We start from the raw sequence: 18,714 nt of genomic DNA on the forward strand, positions 1-18,714 counted from the left end.
ATGCAAAGATTTGGGCAAATTATAAAAGTTATTCCGGAAAAATTAGCTGAATACGAAAGACTTCACGCAAATCCTATGGAAGGTGTAAATGAGATGATAAAGGCTTGCAATATTCGTAATTATTCAATTTATAATTTTGGCGAATATCTATTCGCTTATTTTGAGTATGTAGGGAGTGATTATGAAGCTGATATGGCAAAAATGGCAGCCGATGAGAATACTCGTAAGTGGTGGGCTTGCACAGACCCTTGCCAAATATCACTTGGCTATGCAGGTCAAAAATGGCTTAATATGAAAGAAGTTTATCATTTAGATTAGACTTTTTATATTAAGTTTAAAATAATTCTTATTTAACTAAATTAAATAAGAATTAAAAATATTTATATAAAGAAAAGTTCTTTAGCATTATCTTGTAATATAATTTTAGCTTTATCATTAGTAACTTTTAAAAAATCATCTAAAGCTTTTTGATAATTTATTTTGCTTTCGTAATTTGTATGCGGCCAATCACTTCCATAAACAAAGCGTTTTATATCAAAAATATCGCTTAATTTATCAAATACATCTTTACTAAACGCTAAATCTTCATCTAATCTATAAAAGCCACTTACTTTAAAGTTAATATCTAAATTTTTATAATTATTAAACTCATCTAATAATTTAAAAGTATCTTTATTAGGTCTTGCAAGATGATCAATCATAATTTTTACATTATATTTGGCTAAATCATCAATGATAAATAATAATTTATCTAATTCTTTATGTAATTCTATGTGAAGATTAAATTCTTTAATATACTCTAAAGCTTCTTTATAATCATCAAAATTAGGCTTATCTTTTCCTATTAGATTAAGCCTTAATCCACAGACATTTTTTTCTTTTAAATCACTAATATTATTAGGGTCAATTACCACAATTCCCCTTAAATTAGAATGCTCTTTTAAAGCTTGTAATAAATATGAATTATCAAAACCTAAAAAGCTAGGCTGAACTAAAACACCATAAGAAAAATTAAATTCCTTTAAATTAGCCAAATATTGTTCGCAACTTGCATCATAATTTGGCACATATCTAACTACATTAGCCGAACTTATATTTGCTCTAAAAATGTGAGCGTGAGTATCTATATACATAATTCTTCCTTAAAAAATATTCATAACAATAATTCCAGCAATTAATGCTGCTATAAAACCTATAGGAATTGCTCTTACAATCAAGCCTTTAAATAAACTATCCTTATGCTCGTTTGCAATCGCTCCTAAAACCAATGAACCTCCAGAGCTAAATGGAGAAATAGCACTAGCTTGTGCTCCAATTACTATGCAAGTAAATAGCACAACTTCACTAAAACCACTTGCATTGCTTAATGTAGGCACAAGTGGGAAAAGTGCAGGAGTAACTACTCCTAAAGTGCTAGAAAATAGCGACATAATAGCTGCAATTATCATCATCATAATAGGGACAATTATTTTTGGCACATTGCTTTCTACAAAGCCTGATAATTGATTAATCACACCTGCTTTAGTAGCAATGCTAACAAGTATCCCAACTCCGCAAATCATAATCAAAGTCCCCCAAGGAATAAGTGCTATAACTTGCTTTTCATCTCCTAATTTTAAAAGCAATGATATAGCTACAAAAACAATAGCTATTAATCCTATATCTATTTTAGAATTTATAAAAGTTATAGTTTTTTCATTAGGAAATGCAATGTGTAATAAAGGAAATGCTAATACAAAAACCATCATAAGCGCCATTAAAATTAGTGTGGTTTTTTGTTTATCATTAAAAGTAATTTTTTCGCTTAATAATTCTATTTTTATATTAGATTTTTTTGCTTTAAATACAAAAAGACTGATTACAAAAATAGGCAAAATAAAAGTAAATAAAAATATCACAAAAGCATTAGAAAATGCAATATCAGGATTTATACTTGATTTTTCCATAAGAGAGCGAAATATTATTCCACTTTGAGAAGTTGGAAAATTTGCCCCGCCTAAAGCACCATAATTAATAGCCATAGCTCCACCAACTCTATCAAGACCTGTTTTTTCACAGAGTAAAAAAGTAATTGGAGCCATAAAAGCTAAAACACTATAAAATCCAGCACCCATTGCAGCAATTAAAGCCGATACTAAAAATATAGCATAAGGCAAAAAATACGGATAATTTTCAAATTTTTTAATCAAAAATGCAGCTAGTTTTTCTAATGTCCCATTAACACTTGCGAAATTATAAAATAACGAAACCGCAAAAATAACAAAAAATATAGAAACAGGCCAATAAGAAATAATTTCTTTAGGCTTTAAATCCATAAAAAACGCACCGATAATATAGGCAAATATAATTGCAAAAAATCCTATATTTAAACGAGTTTTATAGCCAATTAGAATTGATAAAACAATGGCTAAGATAATAAAACTTGTAAGCATATTAATCCTTTAATTAAAAATCTTTTTTTAAATTCTTTTTTAAATTCCAAATAATTTATGTAAAATAACATTAATTTGATTAACGAAGAAAAAAGGAGAAATAATATGAATAATTATGAATTATTTTATAATGAAGCTAAGAATATGTTTAAAGATAGGATATTTAATGACTATCTTAGATGTTTTGCTTATGGAATTGATGCGTCTTGTTATAAATATGTCCCTAAGATAGTAGTAATAGCAAGAAATGAGAGCGAAATACAAGAAATAATTAGACTAGCAAATAAATATAAAACTCCATTAAACTTTAGAGCAGCAGGAACTAGCTTAAGTGGTCAAAGCTCAACGGATAGTGTTTTAGTAGTAATTAAGTTTGCATTCAAAAAAATCGCTATAAATGATGATGCTAGTGAGATTAGTTTAGGTTGTGGTGTTGTTGGAATTAATGCTAATTTATCATTAGCTAAATTAAGTAAAAAAATTGGCCCAGACCCTGCTACGATTAATTCAGCTTTAATTGGTGGTATTGTTGCTAATAACTCAAGTGGTATGTGCTGTGGAACTAAGGATAATTCTTATAAAACTTTAAATAGTATTAGAGTGATATTAAATGATGGAACTATCTTAGATACTAAAGATAAAGCAAATGTGGAAGAATTTAAAAGAACTCACGCTAATTTAATTAATGAAATTAGAGCTATTAAAGAAGAGATTAAAAATGATAGCGAATTATATGAATTAATTAAACGCAAATTTAAAATCAAAAACACAACAGGCTATGCTATAAATTCTTTCATTGATTATGATGATGAAATAGATATTTTAGCTCATTTATTTGTAGGTAGCGAAGGGACTTTAGGTTTTGTTAGTGAAGCAAGACTTAAAACTATTGATGATTTACCTTATAAAGCCTGTGCTTTATTGTTTTTTAATGATATTAGTGATGCTGCAAATACTATTAGTGAATTTGCAAAATATGATTTTATAAATTCAGCTGAAATTATGGATTATGCTAGTTTAAAAGCTGCTAGTAGTTATGATGAATTAAAAGATTTATTAAGTGATATAAAAGACAATAATACCTGTGTATTAATTCAAACTGAAAGCGATAATGAAGAAGTTTTAAATGCAAATATAGTTAAAATTAAAGAGCTTTCAAGCAAAACTTTTAAATCATATTATTCTAAAGAAAAAAGCGAATATGATTTATGGTGGAAGATTAGAAAAGCGCTTTTACCAATAGCAGCTAGTAAAAGACCTGTTGGAGCTACTGTTATTACTGAAGATGTGTGTTTTGAGATAAAAGATTTAGCAAATGGTATTAGTGCTATTCAAGATTTATTTAAAGAATTTAATTTTGAAGGTATTATTTTTGGTCACGCATTAGCTGGAAATATTCACTTTATCATTACTCCTAATTTAAATGACAAAACCGAATTTGAAAATTTTGCAAAATTAGTAGAAAAAATGTCAAGTGTAGTAGCTAGTTTTGGTGGAAGTATTAAAGCAGAGCATGGCACAGGAAGAATGGTTGCACCTTTTGTTGAGATTGAGTGGGGTAAAAAAGCTTATGCTATAAACTGCAAGATAAAAGATATTCTTGATAAAGATAATATATTTAATCCTGATGTAATTATTACAAAAGATAAAGATATTTATAAGAAAAATATCAAAAACCAAAGCCCTGTTGATGAAGCTTTAAATTTATGTATGGAATGTGGATTTTGCGAGAGATTTTGTCCATCAAATGAAATCAGCCTAAGCCCTAGACAAAGAATTGCAGTGCTTAAAGAGATGAAGAGTTTAGAAGAATTAAACGACGAAGATAGCAAGAAAAAATTAAAAGATATGAAAAAGCTTTATAATTTTTATGTAGATACTACCTGTGCTGCTTGTGGGGTTTGTTCTATGGTATGTCCTTTAGGTATTAATTTTGCTGATTTTAGCTTAAAATATAGAAAAGCAAATCAAGGAGCTATTTCAAGAATTATCGGTAATTTTGCTTATAATCACCACGAAACTACTTTAGCTCTAGCAAAAACTTCTTTAAAAATTGCTAATAAATTTGATAATTACAAATTAAATAATTTACTAGCTACATTTAATTTACCACAAAGTAGAAATTACTTGCCTAGAGCAAATGATTATAAGTATTCAACAAATACTCAAGAAGAAAATGTTATATATTTTACAAGTTGTTTAAATAAAGCATTTAAGCCTAATGCAAAAATGAGTGATAAAAGAAGCATTCAAGAAGTATTTGAAAGTCTATGTAAAAAGGCAGGAATTGGAATAATCTACGCTCCAAATGATTTATGCTGCGGAAAGGCTTATGAGAATTATGAAAATATTCAAATTGCTAATGAAGCAAAATTAAATGAGTATTTATCTAATCAAAATTGCAGCGTTGTGATTGATCATTCTGCCTGTTCGGCTAAGGTAGTTAAAAATCATAAAGGTAAAGTTTATGATTTGAGTGAATATTTATACAAAGTAATTGCTCCAAGATTAAAAATCACAAAAGTAAATGAGCCAATAGGCTTATATATTATGTGTGCTGCTAGAAAAATGCATATAGAAGATAGCATAATGAGTTTAGCTAAATTATGTGCTGATGAAATAGTAATTGATAATGATACATACTGCTGTGGATTTGCTGGATATAAAGGCTTTTTAACTCCTAAGCTAAATATAAGTGCTACAAATAATTTTAAGAAATTTTACTCAAGCACTAATGTTAAAAGAGGCTTTAGTTCATCTAGCACTTGCGAAGTAGGACTTAGCGATGCTACTAATATGTCTTGGCAACATATTGCTTATTTATTAGACGAATGCAGTAATTAATCATTGAAAGAATTTGAAAATTAATTTTCAAATTCTTTAAGCTTGTGTTACTAAAAGTAATACAAGCTTTAATATTTTTCTTTTTTTCTATCTTTTTATCAATATATCTAGTATCCTAAAAACATAAGTTAATAAAGGAGTAAAATGAAAACTTATGTTTCTAAATTAGTATTAAAAGATACTATAGGTATTGGTGTTTTAGTTGTTAAAGAAGAGCTCTTTAGTAGAGTAGAATTATTTTTAGAAAAAGATTATCAAAAGAGCATAAAAGAATTAGCAAATATTTATGGTTTTAGTGAAGACGCAATTGATTTAAGAGATAAGATTATTTTTCCATCGGCTATTGATTCTCAAGTGCATTCTCGTTCTCAAGCAAATAATGAAGATTTTGAACTAGCAAGCAAACAAGCAAGTGCAGGTGGTGTTAGTGTAATGGTAGAAATGCCTTATGATGCAGGATTACTTATATCAAACGCAAATAATTTTAATAAAAAATTAAAAGATGGCTTAGAAAATTCTTATGTTGATTTTGCTCTTTATGCAACCATAAATCCAGAAGATGGTATAAAAAATATTGAAGAATTAATAAAATTAGGTGCTTGTGGCTTTAAATTATCTTTATTTGGAACAGACCCTGTTAGATTTCCTAGAATACCACCATATTTAATGTATGAAGTTATGCTTGAATGTGCAAAATATGATGTAATGGTAGGAGTGCATAATGAAGACCATGAAAGTGTTATTTATCTAACTGAAAAAATAAAACAAGAAAGAACAGACTATAAAGCACATAATTTATCTCGCCCTGAGTGGGTTGAAAATATAGCTGTAAATACTATATATGAATTAGGAGCTAGTGCAAGAGCAAAAGCTCATGTTGTTCATGCTTCTAATAAAAGAGCTTTAGAAATTGCTAATAATTATAAAAAAGATGGCTACAAAGCTAGTGTTGAATGCTGTTTGCATTATTTAATTTGCTCTGAAGAAGATGAGGTTAGAAGATTAAATGGTATTGCTAAAATCAACCCACCAATAAGAGATTTAGCCAACAAAGAAGCTATATGGGAATGTTTAAAAAATGGCTTAGTTGATGTAGTTTCAACAGACCATGTAAGATGGAGTAAAGATAGAAAGAGCAATGAGAATATATTTTTAAATTCTAGTGGAGCTGCCGGTCTTGAAGTGTTATTACCTTTATTTTTAAGTGAATGTAAAAAAAGAAATGTAGATTTAAGTTTAGCTTCTAAATTACTATCAACTAATCCAGCGAAATTGTTTAAATTGCCAAATAAAGGAGAATTAAAAGCTGGAAATGATGCTGATTTTGTTATTTTAAGTGAAGATACTTATAAGTATTATGCAAAAGATGGTTTTAGTAATCTTGATTATAGTTTGTATGAAGGCTATGAAATGCTTTATAAAATAAATGAACACTATGTTAGGGGTAATAAAGTATTTGATGGTAAAAATGTATATAAATTTAATGCAAAATTTATAAATCCTAACGAGAATTGATATGAAAATACTTGCAGATGATATTAAATTTCATATAAATAATTTAGCAAAAATTACAGAAACAAATCGTCCTTTTACTAGATTGGTATTTACTAATACTTATGAAGAAGGTAGAAAATATATTAAAAATCATTTTTTAAATTTAGGACTTAATGTTATATATGATGATTTTGCCAATATGTTAGCTATTAAAAAGGGCAAAAGTAATGAATGTATTATAATAGGTTCTCATAGCGATACCGTTGCTAGTGGTGGTAGATTTGATGGAGTTTTAGGTGTTGTATCTGCTATGGTAATTGCTACAGCTTTAAAAGATATACAATTAGATAAAACTTTAATTTTTTGTGATTATTTAGGAGAAGAGCCTAATTATTTTGGTTTATCTTGCGTAGGTTCTAGGGGAATGTCTGGTAATTTGAGTAAAGAACAACTTGATATTAAAGTTAATGATACTAAATTATCAGATATGATAATCAAATCAGGTGGTAATAAATCATTTAGAACTTTTAACGAATTAGGAATAGGTAAGCTTATTGAAAGTTATGAATTGCATATTGAACAAGGAAATATGTTAGAGAGTTTAAATACTAAGATTGGTATTGTAAATAAAATTGTAGGTATTTCAAGATTTAATGTGGAATTTAAAGGTTTAAGCAATCACGCAGGAACAACAGCTATGCATTTAAGAAAAGATGCTTTATTAAATTCTTCAAAATTTATTGTATGGTTAAATGATAAAGCTATTGAGTATTCTAAACAAGCTTATACGGTAGCAACCGTTGGGGCGTGTAGTGTAATGCCTAATGCTGCTAATGTTATTTCTAATAGTGTAAAAATAAGTATAGATTTAAGAAGTGAAGATGATTTAATAAGAATAAATTTTATTAAAGAGATTGAAGAAAAGTTAAAAGATTTAGACGCTAATTATAAATTAGTATCAGATTCTAATGCTACTCCTGCTGATGATTTAATTATTAAGAATTTAAAACAAACAGCAGATGAGCTACAAGTAAGTAACATTATTATGCCAAGTGGGGCAGGGCATGATAGTGCTTTTATGGCTAAGATAGCTTCTATGGGTATGATTTTTATACCTAGCAAAAATGGTTTATCTCATCATCCTGATGAAGAAAGCTCATTTGAAGATGCAGCTATTGGCACTCAAATTATTTTAAATAACATATTAAGGAGTGGTTATGAAAAATAGAACAAGAACCGTTATAGCAGCTTCTATGGGTAATGCTTTAGAATGGTATGATTTTTCTTTATTTGCATTTTTTGCAGTATATATTAGTGCTAATTTTTTTCCAAAAGAAGCAGACCCAATTACTAATATGATTAATACTTTTTTATTATTTGGGGTTGGTTTTATAGCAAGACCTATTGGTGCTATATTATGTGGTTATATAGGTGATAAATATGGTAGGAAAAAGTCTTTATTGCTAACTATTTCAACAATGGCTATAGGAATAATTATTATAGTATTAACTCCAAAATTTCAAGATATAGGATATTTAGCTCCTATTATGCTTTTAGTAGCAAGATTATTTCAAGGATTTAGTGCAGGTGGAGAAATCGGTGGAGCAACTAGTTATTTATTAGAAAATGCTGATAAAAAGCAAAGATTATTATATACTTCATTTTTGCAATCAACCATTGGAATTGCTAATATATTATCTGCATTAGCTGGAGTTATTATTACTACTATATTTACTACTCAAGATATTTATGATGGTGCTTGGAAATATGCTTTTGCTTTCGGGCTTTTGATTATTCCTGTTGGTGTATATATTCGTAATAAATCTAATGAAAGTGCAGTTTTTATTGAGCAACAAAAAGAGAACAAAAACAAAGCACCTTTAAAAGATTTATTAAAAGATTATAAAGGTAGAATTTTTACAGGTATGCTCTTTAGCACATTATGGACTGCTGGAGTTTATAGTTTAATTATTTTTATGCCTACTTTTTATCATAAATTCTTAGGCTATGATATGCAATTAGGCTATACTGCTAGTTTTTTAGGAAATATATTTTTGACATTAGGGTGTTTTTTTGCAGTGTTTATAGCACATAAAATTGGTCTTATAAAATCTCTTATGATTTCTATTGGGCTTTTATCTTTTATGCCATTTTTGGCTTTATATGTTTTATTAGGTAGTAGCAATGCTTTTTTATTATTTGCTATTCATATAATTTTATGTTTATTAATTAGCTTTTTTGTTGGATTAGCACCTGCTATTATGAGTTTATTATTTCCTGCTCATGTAAGAAGTAGTGGTTTGAGTATTTCTTATAATTTAGTTGCAATATTTTTTGCAGGATTTACTCCGGCAATTATTACATATTTAGCAAAATTTAGCTTATTTGCTCCTGCTGCTTGGACTTTATTGTCTTGTATTTTAGCGTTTTGGGGAGTTGTAAGAATGAAAAAATTAGGTCTTGATAATTGGCAAGAGTTTTAATTAAAAAGAATTTGAAAATTAATTTTCAAATTCTTTAATTGTTTTAGACTTGTCTTATTACATCAATTACACTGCCATCACGATATTCAACGACGGCTACTATTCTTTTATTTGATTTTTCATACTCACAAACTCCGCAAATATCATTTGCAATACTAGCTAAGTCTTTTATATCAAGTATTTTTAGCCTTGAGTTTTTTAAGGTTTTTGCCAAAGTTTTATCATTTAGCGCAATTCCGTATTCGCAAACAAGTGCATTAATGCTTTCTCCTGGAGTTGTAATTGAGTTTATTTTTTCTTTAACGATAGCTTTTCTAGTCCTAATTAAATTAGTAGTAATTATTGCTAGTTTTGCTCCTGCAGCAGCGTCGCTATGCCCACCACTTCCGCCCATAATATATCCATTTGAACTAGTCATTACATTGGTATTAAAATTAGTATCAACTTCAGTTGCTCCTAAAACAACGCAATCAAGTCTATTTACTATAGGAGAGCTTGTGTGAATGTTTGCATACAAACTTGAGCTAACTTCGTAATGATTAGGATTAGTTTGCAATGATTTTAAAGCTTCTAAATCAAATCCTTGAACATCAAAAATATTATTAAAATACCCTTCATTATATAAACTAACTAAATATGCAGTTATTCCGCCCATAATAAATGAGCCTTTGATATTTTTTTCTTTCATAATTTCTTTTACATAATGAGCACTTGCAAGGCTTATCCCACCAGCTCCTGTTTGAAATGAAAAACCATCTTTTAAAAGCCCACTTTCATCTATTAAATTAGCCGTTGTTTTAGCAATTTTTAGCTGAATTGGGTCTTTTGTAATATCAGTTGTGCCTGATTTAATACCATTTGGATCACCTATCTCATCAACCATTAAAATATAATCAATCTTATCTTGAGTAATACTAGGATTGCTTAATGGATAAGGATAAATTGTATCACTTACTGCAACGCTAACTTTAGCACAGTCTGCATCAGGCATAGCATAACCGATTGAGCCAAAGGCATTTTTACCCATTGTTCCATTGATATTCCCTGCATTATCGGTTGCACTTGCTGCAATAAATGCTACATCAATTTCTAAATCCCCCGCATAAATTGCTCTAGCACGACCGCCGTGGGTTCTAAAAATAGCTACTTTTTTAAATTCTCCACGAGAAATAGCATTTGCGACTTTTCCTGTGCAATAGTTTGTATCTATTTGAGTTATTATTCCTTTTTTTGCATATTCTACTAAAAAATCATGAGTTGGAAAAATTGCACTAATTGCTAGTTTTAAATCATTTATGCCTAGCTCTTCACAAGCTTGTAAGATAATTCCTACTACTTTATCTCCATTTCTTAGATGATGATGAAATGATATTGTATCTCCACTTTTTAAGCCTGTTTTTTTGATTAATTCTTTTACATTTGTATAGACTTTATTATCAGTTGGGTTTGATAGTTTTATATGCTTTTTAAGTGATTTTTCTTTAGGTTTTAGGCTAAATGCTCCGTTAAAAGCAATTACTTCTCCATAATCTTTAATATAATCAATATTCATAGAATTTCCTTTAAAATCTTTTTAGCACGACTAACAATAGGTGCATCAATCATTTTGCCGTTTAGTGAAATTACTCCACTTTTTTTAAGTTCGGCTTCTTTTATAGCGTTTAGGACTTGATTAGCCCAGATTATTTCTTTTTCACTAGGTTTAAAGCAATTATGAATAATATCAATATGCCTTGGGCTAATTACTAATTTGCCATCAAATCCTAGATTTTTAATATAAGTTGTATCGGCTATTAATCCATTTTCATCATTTATATTTGTATATGGAGTATCTATTGCATCTATTTTTGCAGCCTTACATACATTTAATAAATAATTTCTAGCAAAATCAATCTCAACTCCACTCTCACTTCTTCTTGCACCAATTTCGCTCGTATAATCTTCTGCACCAAAGCAAATAGCACTAACGCCATTTAAAAATGCTAATTCTTTAGCATTTAATAAGCCAAGTGGAGTTTCTATTAAAAGTAAAATTTCAATTTTTGGATTTAAATTCTTAGTGTATTTGATAAGTTCTTTAATCTCTTCTATATTTTCAGCTTTTGGGATTAATATGCTATTAATTTTAGTTTTTGATAGTGCTAAAATATCGTTTTTTGCATACTCTAAATTAATCCTAACTATTTTTTCACATTCATAATTTAGCATAGTTAAGGCATTGCAAACTAGATTTAAGGCACTATCTTTTTGCATAGGACTTACTGCATCTTCTAAGTCAAATATAATAGCATCAGCTCCAAATAATCCTGCGTTTTGAATATTTCCTGCATTATTTCCTGGTATAAATAGCAATGTTCTTCTCATTTTTCTAACCTTTCTAATGCTGTTTTTAGCCTTGCTAAGATACAAAAATCTAAAGCACCTTTATCATTTATCTCTATTAAAACATTTGTATTTTTGTGTTCTTTACAATAATTTTGAATTAAGTTCTTAATATGTTTTGCATAAGGATTTTCTTCTTCATTTATAAATACGATTTGAAATTCCTTATGTTTTTGAATATTAATTAAACAATCATTTGATTCAATAGTTCCAACGCTAATCATCTTAAACTCCAAATTGTGCAAATAAAAATGTAGCAGCTATAACCGTGCAAGCCCCACCAATTCTAGTTGAAATCTGTGCAAATGGCATAAGCTCCATTCTATTACAAGAGCCTAGAATTGCAACATCTCCTGTGCCACCAAGTCCTGAATGACAAACCATAACGCAAGAGCATTCAATCTCAAACATATTTAAAAACTTTGCACAAAAATACCCAGTAAGTGCCATAGTAGTAACTACGCTAAAGCAAATTATTATAAAAGCAATATTAATTGCAGCAATTACATCTTTCCAAGGTGTCCAAATAACTCCAACACCTACTAAAAGAGCCCAAGTTAGGTTTTTGCTTACAAATTGATATATGAAATTAGCTCCGTATTCTAGGCTTTTTGGCATTATGTTTAAAACTTTTGTAATAGCAGCCATAATAATCATAATAATTGGAGCAGGAATTGAAATTATCATATTTAATAATTTTCCTATTAAAAAATAGCATACCGCAACAAGCAAACCAGCACCCATTAATTTAATATCAAAAGGCAAGGTATCGTTATTTAAAGAATTGATATTTTCTTCTTTAGTTTTTACTAAAAGCCCGTTTCCACTTAAATGTGGCTTTTTTAGAGCTAGATTTTTTAAATATCCTGCATAAGCAATTGCAAATAGGTTTCCAAGCATTGCAGCAGGTGCTAGAAGTGCTATTATATTTGATGAATTGGCATTGCCTAAAATTTCTGAATAAGCAACACTTAGTGGGATAATTCCCTCTCCAACTCCGCCACTTAAGATAGGAATTGCTATATAAAATACAGCGTGAGCTCCGCCTATGCTAGTAATTGAACCTATTAAATATGCTACTATAATAGCTAAAAAAGTTCCTATAAATAAAGGTATAAACATTTTTAAAAACCCTGCAATTAAAATTGCTCGTTTCATACTTAATATACTTCCAACTACTAAAACGCTTATATAAAGATATAAGAAATTAGATTGTTTTATAAAAAATGTTATAGCATCTATTGAGTTTTGATTTAATAAACCATAATAAACCATACAAGATGGAACAAAAATGCTTAATATAGCTGGTCCGCCAATATTTTTTAAAATAGGCACTTTCATACCAATTTCGCCAAGCAGTATTCCTAAAATCATAGTAATAGCAAGTCCGCCTACCATATCTTTAGGAAGTTTTCCAAAATAGCAAGTGAAAAATACAATAAGTGCAAATACACAAAATGCGTATAAATTTACACCACCTATTTGTCTTTCTTTCATAAAAACTCCTTTAAAAATAATTTGAGTTTTCATTTTAAGAAGAATTAAGATTTTGTAAATTTAAGTAATTTAAAAAAGCTTTTAAATAATTAAAATAAGTAAATTAGTTTAATTTATAATATATTTGTGGTCTTCCTTTGGCTTTATATTCTAGTTTTGAAGTAATGTAATTAATTTGTTCTAAATAAGTAAGATATTTTCTAAGAGATATTTTAGAAATATTTGTTAGTTTTTCTAATTCATTGACATTAAACCAAGTATTAAATTCTTTTATTTTATCTTTTATAAGAGCTAAAGAATTTTTATCAATTCCTTTTGGTAATTCATCAATTTGTTTATAAAGAGCTTTATCAATATTTTCTTGATTGATTTTGCTATTTAATAGATTTCTTCTTAACTTATATTGATTTAGCGAGCTTTCAAGCCTATTTTGTTTAAATGGTTTTAGAATATAATCAATTACTCCTAGATTTAAGCTTTTTTGTAAGCTTAAGCTATCATTTCTAGCAGAAATTACAATAATATCAATCTTGCTAAACTCACTTTTAATTCTTCTAATAAGCTCAATTCCATCAGTATTTGGCAAGGTTAAATCAAGTAATATCAAATCTATTTCATTACTTAGCAAATAATTTATAGCATCATCTACTTTAGTAAAACAAGCTAGTAATTTAAACTCACTTACTGATAAAAGAATGTTTTTATTAATATCTTGCACCATCAAATCATCTTCAACTATTATTGTCTTAATCATTATTAATCCTTAAAATTACACTAAAAGAGCTTCCATTTTTTAATTTACTAACACTTATTGTTCCATCATAATTAGCAACAATTTTAGCACATAAATAAAGTCCATATCCTCTAAATTCACCCTTAGTAGAATAGCCTTTAGTAAATAAGTTTTCTTTATTTTGAATGCCGCAGCCATTGTCTTTACATTGAATTTTTAGGTAGTTTTTATTATTTTTTATAAATATTTCTATATTTTTATTTTCTGTATTGCTTAATGCGTCTATTGAATTATTTATTAAATTTGAAAGAATGCTAATAATATCATTTTGTAAATTACTATCATTTAAATTATCTAAAAATGATTTTTTATTAAGATTTATATTGATTTTTAATTCTTTTGCAAAAGCGAATTTGCTTTCGCAAAAAGCTAGGATTACTTTATCATTGATATTGCATAATAATTTATTTAAATTCTCTTTATTTTTTAAAATCAATTCATCACAATAATTTTTTGCTTCATTTATATTATTATTTTCTAATAAGGCATTTATTATGTGAAGTTTGTTTGAGAATTCGTGATGATTTGCTCTTAGGGCTTCGGCGTATTTTTTGACATCTATTAGCTCATTTGCTAATTTTTTAACTTCTTTTATATCTTTAAAAGACGCTACAACTCCTGCTATATTATTATCTATAAAGTATGGAATTCTATTTGTTAAAATTGTGATTTCGTTTAATATTTGCTCTTGATTTAATTCAGCTATTTTTGTATTTAATACTTTTTGCATATTTGAATGTGGGATAATATTGGCATTTTTTCCTATTAAATCATTATCTACTAAGGCTAGTTTAAAAATATCTTTAGCTTTATCATTTATTAAAGTAATGGTGTTTTTATCATCTACTGCAATTATCCCATCATTTAAAGATTGCAAGATAGCGTTTTGTCTTGCAACTAAACTAGCTATTTGTTTTGGTTCATAACCTAATAATATGTTTTTTATATTTTTATTTAGTATTTTTGCTAGTATTAAAATGATTATTATAAAAATAATTATCAAAACAAAATTATATTTATTTTCTTCTAAAATTATTTGATTTAGATAATCTACGAATACTCCAACTATTACAGCACCTATAATTTGATTATCTTTATAAATTGGACTAAAGCTTCTAATTGAGCGTTTTAAAGAACCTTTTGCTATTGATATATAATCCCCCCCCCCATTTAAGACTTGCTTAGCGTCCCCGCCTTCTACTAAAGTGCCTATTAAATCTTTATTAGGGTGGGTTAGTCGCTTTTGATTTTTATCTATTATTACTATGAAATCAAGATTTAATTCTTTACTTAATGTGTTTATATCTTCATTTAAATTAGGATTATTTATATTAATATTTTTTGCTAGAGTTTTTGATATTGCTTCTATTTTATGAGTAATTTCGTTTTCAATTAATTTTTTGCTTTGTATAAAAATAAAAATAGAAGTAATGCTTAAAACTATAAAAGAAATTAAAAAAAATGTTAAAGTAATTTTTGTAAATAATCTCATTTAAAATTCCTAATAGTTTTTTGGATACATTATATTAAAATCATTTAAGGAATTTGAAATTATGCAAAAAGATTTGCTTCAGCTAGTTTTAGAACAAAAAGAAAAGAGATTTAATGCAAGACTTGAATACGAAAATATTTATAAAACCCCTGTAATTTGCTTTAGTCTAAATCTTCCTTATATGTATAAAATAGCTAATATTAGTGAAGTTAAAGAGTTGTTTTTATTCGGAATTAACGAAGCGCTTAGTTTAGGAAATATCATAAATTATAGTGTTAATTTAGATGAATTATTTTGCTTATTTGCGATTGATGATGAAGCTTTAAATATAAAAAAACTCACTATATCTTTAGAAAATAAATATAATTTTTCAAGATTATTTGATTTTGATGTGTATTTTAATAACGAGACAATTAAGTTAAGAAATGCAGGTAGGAAGTGCTTTTTATGTGATGAATTAGCCATAGTTTGTCAAAGAAATAACACTCATACAAAATCTAGCATATATAAAAAACTTGATGAATTATTTGATGATTTTTATGTGCATATTTGCATAAATAAAAGTATTAAAAATAATTTTAGCAAAGCTGCTTTAAAGGCATTATTGTATGAAGTTAGCTTATCTCCTAAAATTGGCTTGGTTGATAGATTTAGTTCAAATTCTCATAATGATATGAACTTTTATACCTTTTTAGATAGCGTAAGTGAATTAAGAGAATATTTTGATAGCTTTTATACCTTAGCAAAATTATCAAAAAGAAATGATTTTATTAGGCTTAAAAAAATAGGTCAAATAGCAGAAAAATCTATGTTTAACGCTACAAATAATATAAATACTCATAAAGGTGCTTTATTTTTGTTTGCGATTATGATTTTTGCTTGTAGCAAAAGTGAAGATGAATTATCGCTTGAAAATATCTCAAAAATTACAAAAGATTTATGTGTAAATCTATGTCAAAATGAGTTAAACAACAATCTTAATTCAATCGGTGGGATTTGCTTTCAAAGATTTGGGATTAAGGGGGTAAGAGATGAGGTTGAGAAAGGATTTATAAATACTTTTAAGGCTTTTAAATTCTATCAAGCATTTGAGATTAAAAATGATATAAGTTTGTTAAAGACTTTATTTTATATCGTATATTTAATAGATGATACGAGTTTAATAAAAAGATTAAATTATAATTATGATAATTATTTACAAGTAAAAAATACTTGCTTAAAACTTAGTAAATATGATGATAGTAAAATAATAAAAATTATTAATAAATTAAACAATTTATACTCAAGTAAAAACATTAGTTTTGGTGGAAGTGCTGATGTTTTATCATTAATAATATTTTTAAATTTTATAAAAATAAAATAATTTTTTAATAATTACTTAAAAATTATATAAGATTAAAATTTTTTATAAAAAAAAGTAAAAAATCTATGGAAATATTAAGTTTAATTAATTAAAGTAATACCTTTAATTTATTTTTAAACTTAAGGAACAATGATGAAAAAAACATTAATCACATCTATTATTGCGGCTAGTTGCTTGCACGCAGCTGAATATAATATATTCATAGCCAGCTTTAAAAAAGACGATTATGCTACATTAAACAAAATAAAATCAAATATTGAAAAAGTTGTTAATAGTAGCAAATACGCTAATGAATTGGTGGTAAAAGCAAGAGCTAGTGACCCACAAAGTGCAAATAATAGCACATATCACACCGTAGTTGTTGAAACTGCTGATATGTCTAAATCAAAAGTAACAGAGATTAGAAACTATCTTCGCTCAAATTCTATCTATAAAGACGCTTATTTTACGACTAGAAAACCAAATGAACCTAAATTTGCTAAGGTTGATAGCGAAGTAGATACTAATTTAAACAATGACGAATTAACTAGCGAACCAGCTGTTGTAGATAATAATTCATCTGTTTCAAGTATGTTAGATAGTTTAGATGAAAAAAATGATAATGGTTTAAATATTCCTGCATTTAACAATGTTGAAGACGCTAATTCAATTACTTTAAATAAAATGATTGCTAGTGTTCTTGATACAAACCCAAGTGTAAATACTTATAAACAAGAATATTTAAAATCTTTAAAAGACTTAGATATAGCAAGTGCTGAATATTATCCAATGTTAAATGTATATGCAAATGGTGGATATGTTAATAAAAAGCATAAAGTTAATGTAAAACCTGAAGAAAAAGGAACAGGCACAACTCACGATGCTTCAATAGTTTTAACAGAAAACTTATTTAATGGTGGAAAAGATATGAATGGCAAGGCTCAACAAAGCCACATTACAAATTCTACAGCTTATAAAGTAATTCAAAATTCAAATGAAATCGTGTATGATAGCACTAAAGCATATTTAGATATGATAAAAACTAAACTATTACTTGAAATAGCACAAAAAAATGTAAAAGCTCACGAAGATATTTATGCTCTAATCAAAGATAGAACAAGTTCAGGTTTTGCAAGAGCTAGTGAAGAAAGACAAGCAGGAAGCCGTTTAGCACTTGCTAAAAATAACTTATTATCAGCAGAAAACGATTTTAAAGATGCTGAATCAAGATTTACAAGATTATTTGGTAAAAATGTAGATATTAATTCTCTTGTAATGCCAGAATTTACTTATGCAATTCCTAGTTCAGTTGAAGGCTTAAATGAAATTAGTAAAAAATGTAATCCAAGTGTGAGAATTCAAGCTGAAAATATCAATGTGCTTGAATATGAAACAAAGGTTAAAAAAGGAAATTATTTACCTAAATTAGACTTAGAATTAAGTGCAAACTATGCAAAAGATAAAATCTTTAGAGATTTACAAGCAGATACTAAAGATACTTCAGCAGGTGCTTATTTAAGATTTTCATACAACCTATTTAATAAAGGTCAAGATAAGCTAAATGTTGAAAAAAGTAAAATCGGAGCATTAGCAAGTCAAATGGATTATAATGCTACTTTAAGAGAATTAGAAGAAAGCAATTCATACGCATTTAATTCATATAAAATTAGTAATGATAAATTAAATTATTTAAATGATTATGTTGAATATGCTAAATCTACACTTTTAACTTATGAAGATGAATTTAAAATTGGTAAAAGAGATTTAATCAATGTATTAGATGCTCAAAGCGAATATTTTTCAGCTGCTAAAGAATTAATTAATACAAAGAGCAATATTTTATTAACCCAATACAAAATGCTTGATAATATGGGTGTAATTTCTGAAGGTTTTGTTAATGGTTATGCAAAACAATACATTAATAAAGCTTGCTCAATCTCTGATATTAAGTAATT

The 18,714-nt window shown here is 27.5% G+C and carries 15 protein-coding genes; 7 read left to right on the plus strand and 8 right to left on the minus strand.

What is annotated here, in order from left to right; translation table 11 throughout:
- Window positions 1-318 (plus strand): L-rhamnose mutarotase, encoded by a 318-nt coding sequence (locus AVBRAN_RS03885; RefSeq protein WP_214118470.1) that lies wholly within the window; start codon window positions 1-3, stop codon window positions 316-318.
- Window positions 319-380: 62 nt separating this feature from the next.
- Here the strand turns inward: AVBRAN_RS03885 and AVBRAN_RS03890 are convergent, their stop codons facing one another.
- The gene (locus AVBRAN_RS03890; RefSeq protein WP_214120164.1) at window positions 381-1,133 is read right to left on the minus strand and encodes an amidohydrolase family protein; all 753 of its coding nucleotides are present in this window, start codon (window positions 1,131-1,133) and stop codon (window positions 381-383) included.
- A 9-nt stretch (window positions 1,134-1,142) separates the two neighbouring features.
- Complete coding sequence (locus tag AVBRAN_RS03895; RefSeq protein WP_239803599.1) at window positions 1,143-2,432, minus strand: SLC13 family permease; 1,290 nt, start codon at window positions 2,430-2,432, stop codon at window positions 1,143-1,145.
- Window positions 2,433-2,537: 105 nt separating this feature from the next.
- Between AVBRAN_RS03895 and AVBRAN_RS03900 the strand changes: the two genes are divergently transcribed.
- From AVBRAN_RS03900 to AVBRAN_RS03915, 4 genes are all read left to right on the plus strand, one after another.
- Window positions 2,538-5,276, plus strand: coding sequence for an FAD-binding and (Fe-S)-binding domain-containing protein (locus AVBRAN_RS03900; protein ID WP_239803600.1), 2,739 nt, complete (start codon window positions 2,538-2,540; stop codon window positions 5,274-5,276).
- 144 nt (window positions 5,277-5,420) lie between these two features.
- A complete protein-coding gene (locus AVBRAN_RS03905) occupies window positions 5,421-6,791 on the plus strand; it encodes a dihydroorotase family protein (protein WP_214120167.1) in 1,371 nt (456 codons plus the stop codon).
- A gap of 1 nt (window position 6,792) precedes the next feature.
- Window positions 6,793-7,998: a hydantoinase/carbamoylase family amidase gene (locus AVBRAN_RS03910; protein WP_214118460.1), complete on the plus strand. Its 1,206-nt coding sequence runs from the start codon at window positions 6,793-6,795 to the stop codon at window positions 7,996-7,998.
- Window positions 7,988-9,253 carry an MFS transporter gene (locus tag AVBRAN_RS03915; RefSeq protein WP_239803601.1) on the plus strand — a complete coding sequence of 422 codons (1,266 nt, stop codon included), beginning with the start codon at window positions 7,988-7,990 and terminating at the stop codon, window positions 9,251-9,253. Before AVBRAN_RS03910 ends, AVBRAN_RS03915 begins: the two co-directional genes overlap by 11 nt.
- Window positions 9,254-9,296: 43 nt before the next feature.
- On the opposite strand, the gene citF is transcribed toward AVBRAN_RS03915, so the two are convergent.
- The 6 genes from citF to AVBRAN_RS03945 form a co-directional block, all read right to left on the minus strand.
- On the minus strand, window positions 9,297-10,805 hold the full coding sequence (gene citF, locus AVBRAN_RS03920; RefSeq protein ID WP_239803602.1) for a citrate lyase subunit alpha: 1,509 nt from the start codon (window positions 10,803-10,805) through the stop codon (window positions 9,297-9,299).
- Window positions 10,802-11,617, minus strand: a complete 816-nt coding sequence (locus AVBRAN_RS03925; RefSeq protein WP_239803603.1) for a CoA ester lyase — start codon at window positions 11,615-11,617, stop codon at window positions 10,802-10,804. Before AVBRAN_RS03925 ends, citF begins: the two co-directional genes overlap by 4 nt.
- A complete protein-coding gene (locus AVBRAN_RS03930; protein WP_214118452.1) occupies window positions 11,614-11,859 on the minus strand; it encodes a hypothetical protein in 246 nt (81 codons plus the stop codon). Before AVBRAN_RS03930 ends, AVBRAN_RS03925 begins: the two co-directional genes overlap by 4 nt.
- A 1-nt stretch (window position 11,860) precedes the next feature.
- Window positions 11,861-13,132 carry a 2-hydroxycarboxylate transporter family protein gene (locus AVBRAN_RS03935; RefSeq protein WP_214118450.1) on the minus strand — a complete coding sequence of 424 codons (1,272 nt, stop codon included), beginning with the start codon at window positions 13,130-13,132 and terminating at the stop codon, window positions 11,861-11,863.
- A 103-nt stretch (window positions 13,133-13,235) separates the two neighbouring features.
- The gene (locus AVBRAN_RS03940; RefSeq protein WP_214118448.1) at window positions 13,236-13,886 is read right to left on the minus strand and encodes a response regulator; all 651 of its coding nucleotides are present in this window, start codon (window positions 13,884-13,886) and stop codon (window positions 13,236-13,238) included.
- Window positions 13,879-15,417: a sensor histidine kinase gene (locus AVBRAN_RS03945; RefSeq protein WP_239803604.1), complete on the minus strand. Its 1,539-nt coding sequence runs from the start codon at window positions 15,415-15,417 to the stop codon at window positions 13,879-13,881. The genes AVBRAN_RS03940 and AVBRAN_RS03945 overlap by 8 nt, the downstream gene beginning before the upstream one ends.
- Before the next feature lie 61 nt (window positions 15,418-15,478).
- On the opposite strand from AVBRAN_RS03945, the gene AVBRAN_RS03950 reads away from it, so the two are divergent.
- Window positions 15,479-16,780 (plus strand): triphosphoribosyl-dephospho-CoA synthase, encoded by a 1,302-nt coding sequence (locus AVBRAN_RS03950; RefSeq protein ID WP_239803605.1) that lies wholly within the window; start codon window positions 15,479-15,481, stop codon window positions 16,778-16,780.
- Window positions 16,781-16,912: 132 nt separating this feature from the next.
- Window positions 16,913-18,712, plus strand: a complete 1,800-nt coding sequence (locus AVBRAN_RS03955; RefSeq protein WP_239803606.1) for a TolC family protein — start codon at window positions 16,913-16,915, stop codon at window positions 18,710-18,712.
- Window positions 18,713-18,714 lie beyond the last annotated feature (2 nt).

Origin of the sequence: Campylobacter sp. RM12651 (genome assembly GCF_022369475.1) — a bacterium.
Lineage (GTDB): Bacteria > Campylobacterota > Campylobacteria > Campylobacterales > Campylobacteraceae > Campylobacter_E.

Bases quoted from the DNA above. Each gene is read 5' to 3' on its own strand.
- AVBRAN_RS03885 (WP_214118470.1), top strand. From the start codon at position 1: ATGCAAAGATTTGGGCAAATTATAAAAGTTATTCCGGAAAAATTAGCT.
- AVBRAN_RS03890 (WP_214120164.1), bottom strand. From the start codon at position 1,133: ATGTATATAGATACTCACGCTCACATTTTTAGAGCAAATATAAGTTCG.
- AVBRAN_RS03895 (WP_239803599.1), bottom strand. From the start codon at position 2,432: ATGCTTACAAGTTTTATTATCTTAGCCATTGTTTTATCAATTCTAATT.
- AVBRAN_RS03900 (WP_239803600.1), top strand. From the start codon at position 2,538: ATGAATAATTATGAATTATTTTATAATGAAGCTAAGAATATGTTTAAA.
- AVBRAN_RS03905 (WP_214120167.1), top strand. From the start codon at position 5,421: ATGAAAACTTATGTTTCTAAATTAGTATTAAAAGATACTATAGGTATT.
- AVBRAN_RS03910 (WP_214118460.1), top strand. From the start codon at position 6,793: ATGAAAATACTTGCAGATGATATTAAATTTCATATAAATAATTTAGCA.
- AVBRAN_RS03915 (WP_239803601.1), top strand. From the start codon at position 7,988: ATGAAAAATAGAACAAGAACCGTTATAGCAGCTTCTATGGGTAATGCT.
- citF (WP_239803602.1), bottom strand. From the start codon at position 10,805: ATGAATATTGATTATATTAAAGATTATGGAGAAGTAATTGCTTTTAAC.
- AVBRAN_RS03925 (WP_239803603.1), bottom strand. From the start codon at position 11,617: ATGAGAAGAACATTGCTATTTATACCAGGAAATAATGCAGGAAATATT.
- AVBRAN_RS03930 (WP_214118452.1), bottom strand. From the start codon at position 11,859: ATGATTAGCGTTGGAACTATTGAATCAAATGATTGTTTAATTAATATT.
- AVBRAN_RS03935 (WP_214118450.1), bottom strand. From the start codon at position 13,132: ATGAAAGAAAGACAAATAGGTGGTGTAAATTTATACGCATTTTGTGTA.
- AVBRAN_RS03940 (WP_214118448.1), bottom strand. From the start codon at position 13,886: ATGATTAAGACAATAATAGTTGAAGATGATTTGATGGTGCAAGATATT.
- AVBRAN_RS03945 (WP_239803604.1), bottom strand. From the start codon at position 15,417: ATGAGATTATTTACAAAAATTACTTTAACATTTTTTTTAATTTCTTTT.
- AVBRAN_RS03950 (WP_239803605.1), top strand. From the start codon at position 15,479: ATGCAAAAAGATTTGCTTCAGCTAGTTTTAGAACAAAAAGAAAAGAGA.
- AVBRAN_RS03955 (WP_239803606.1), top strand. From the start codon at position 16,913: ATGAAAAAAACATTAATCACATCTATTATTGCGGCTAGTTGCTTGCAC.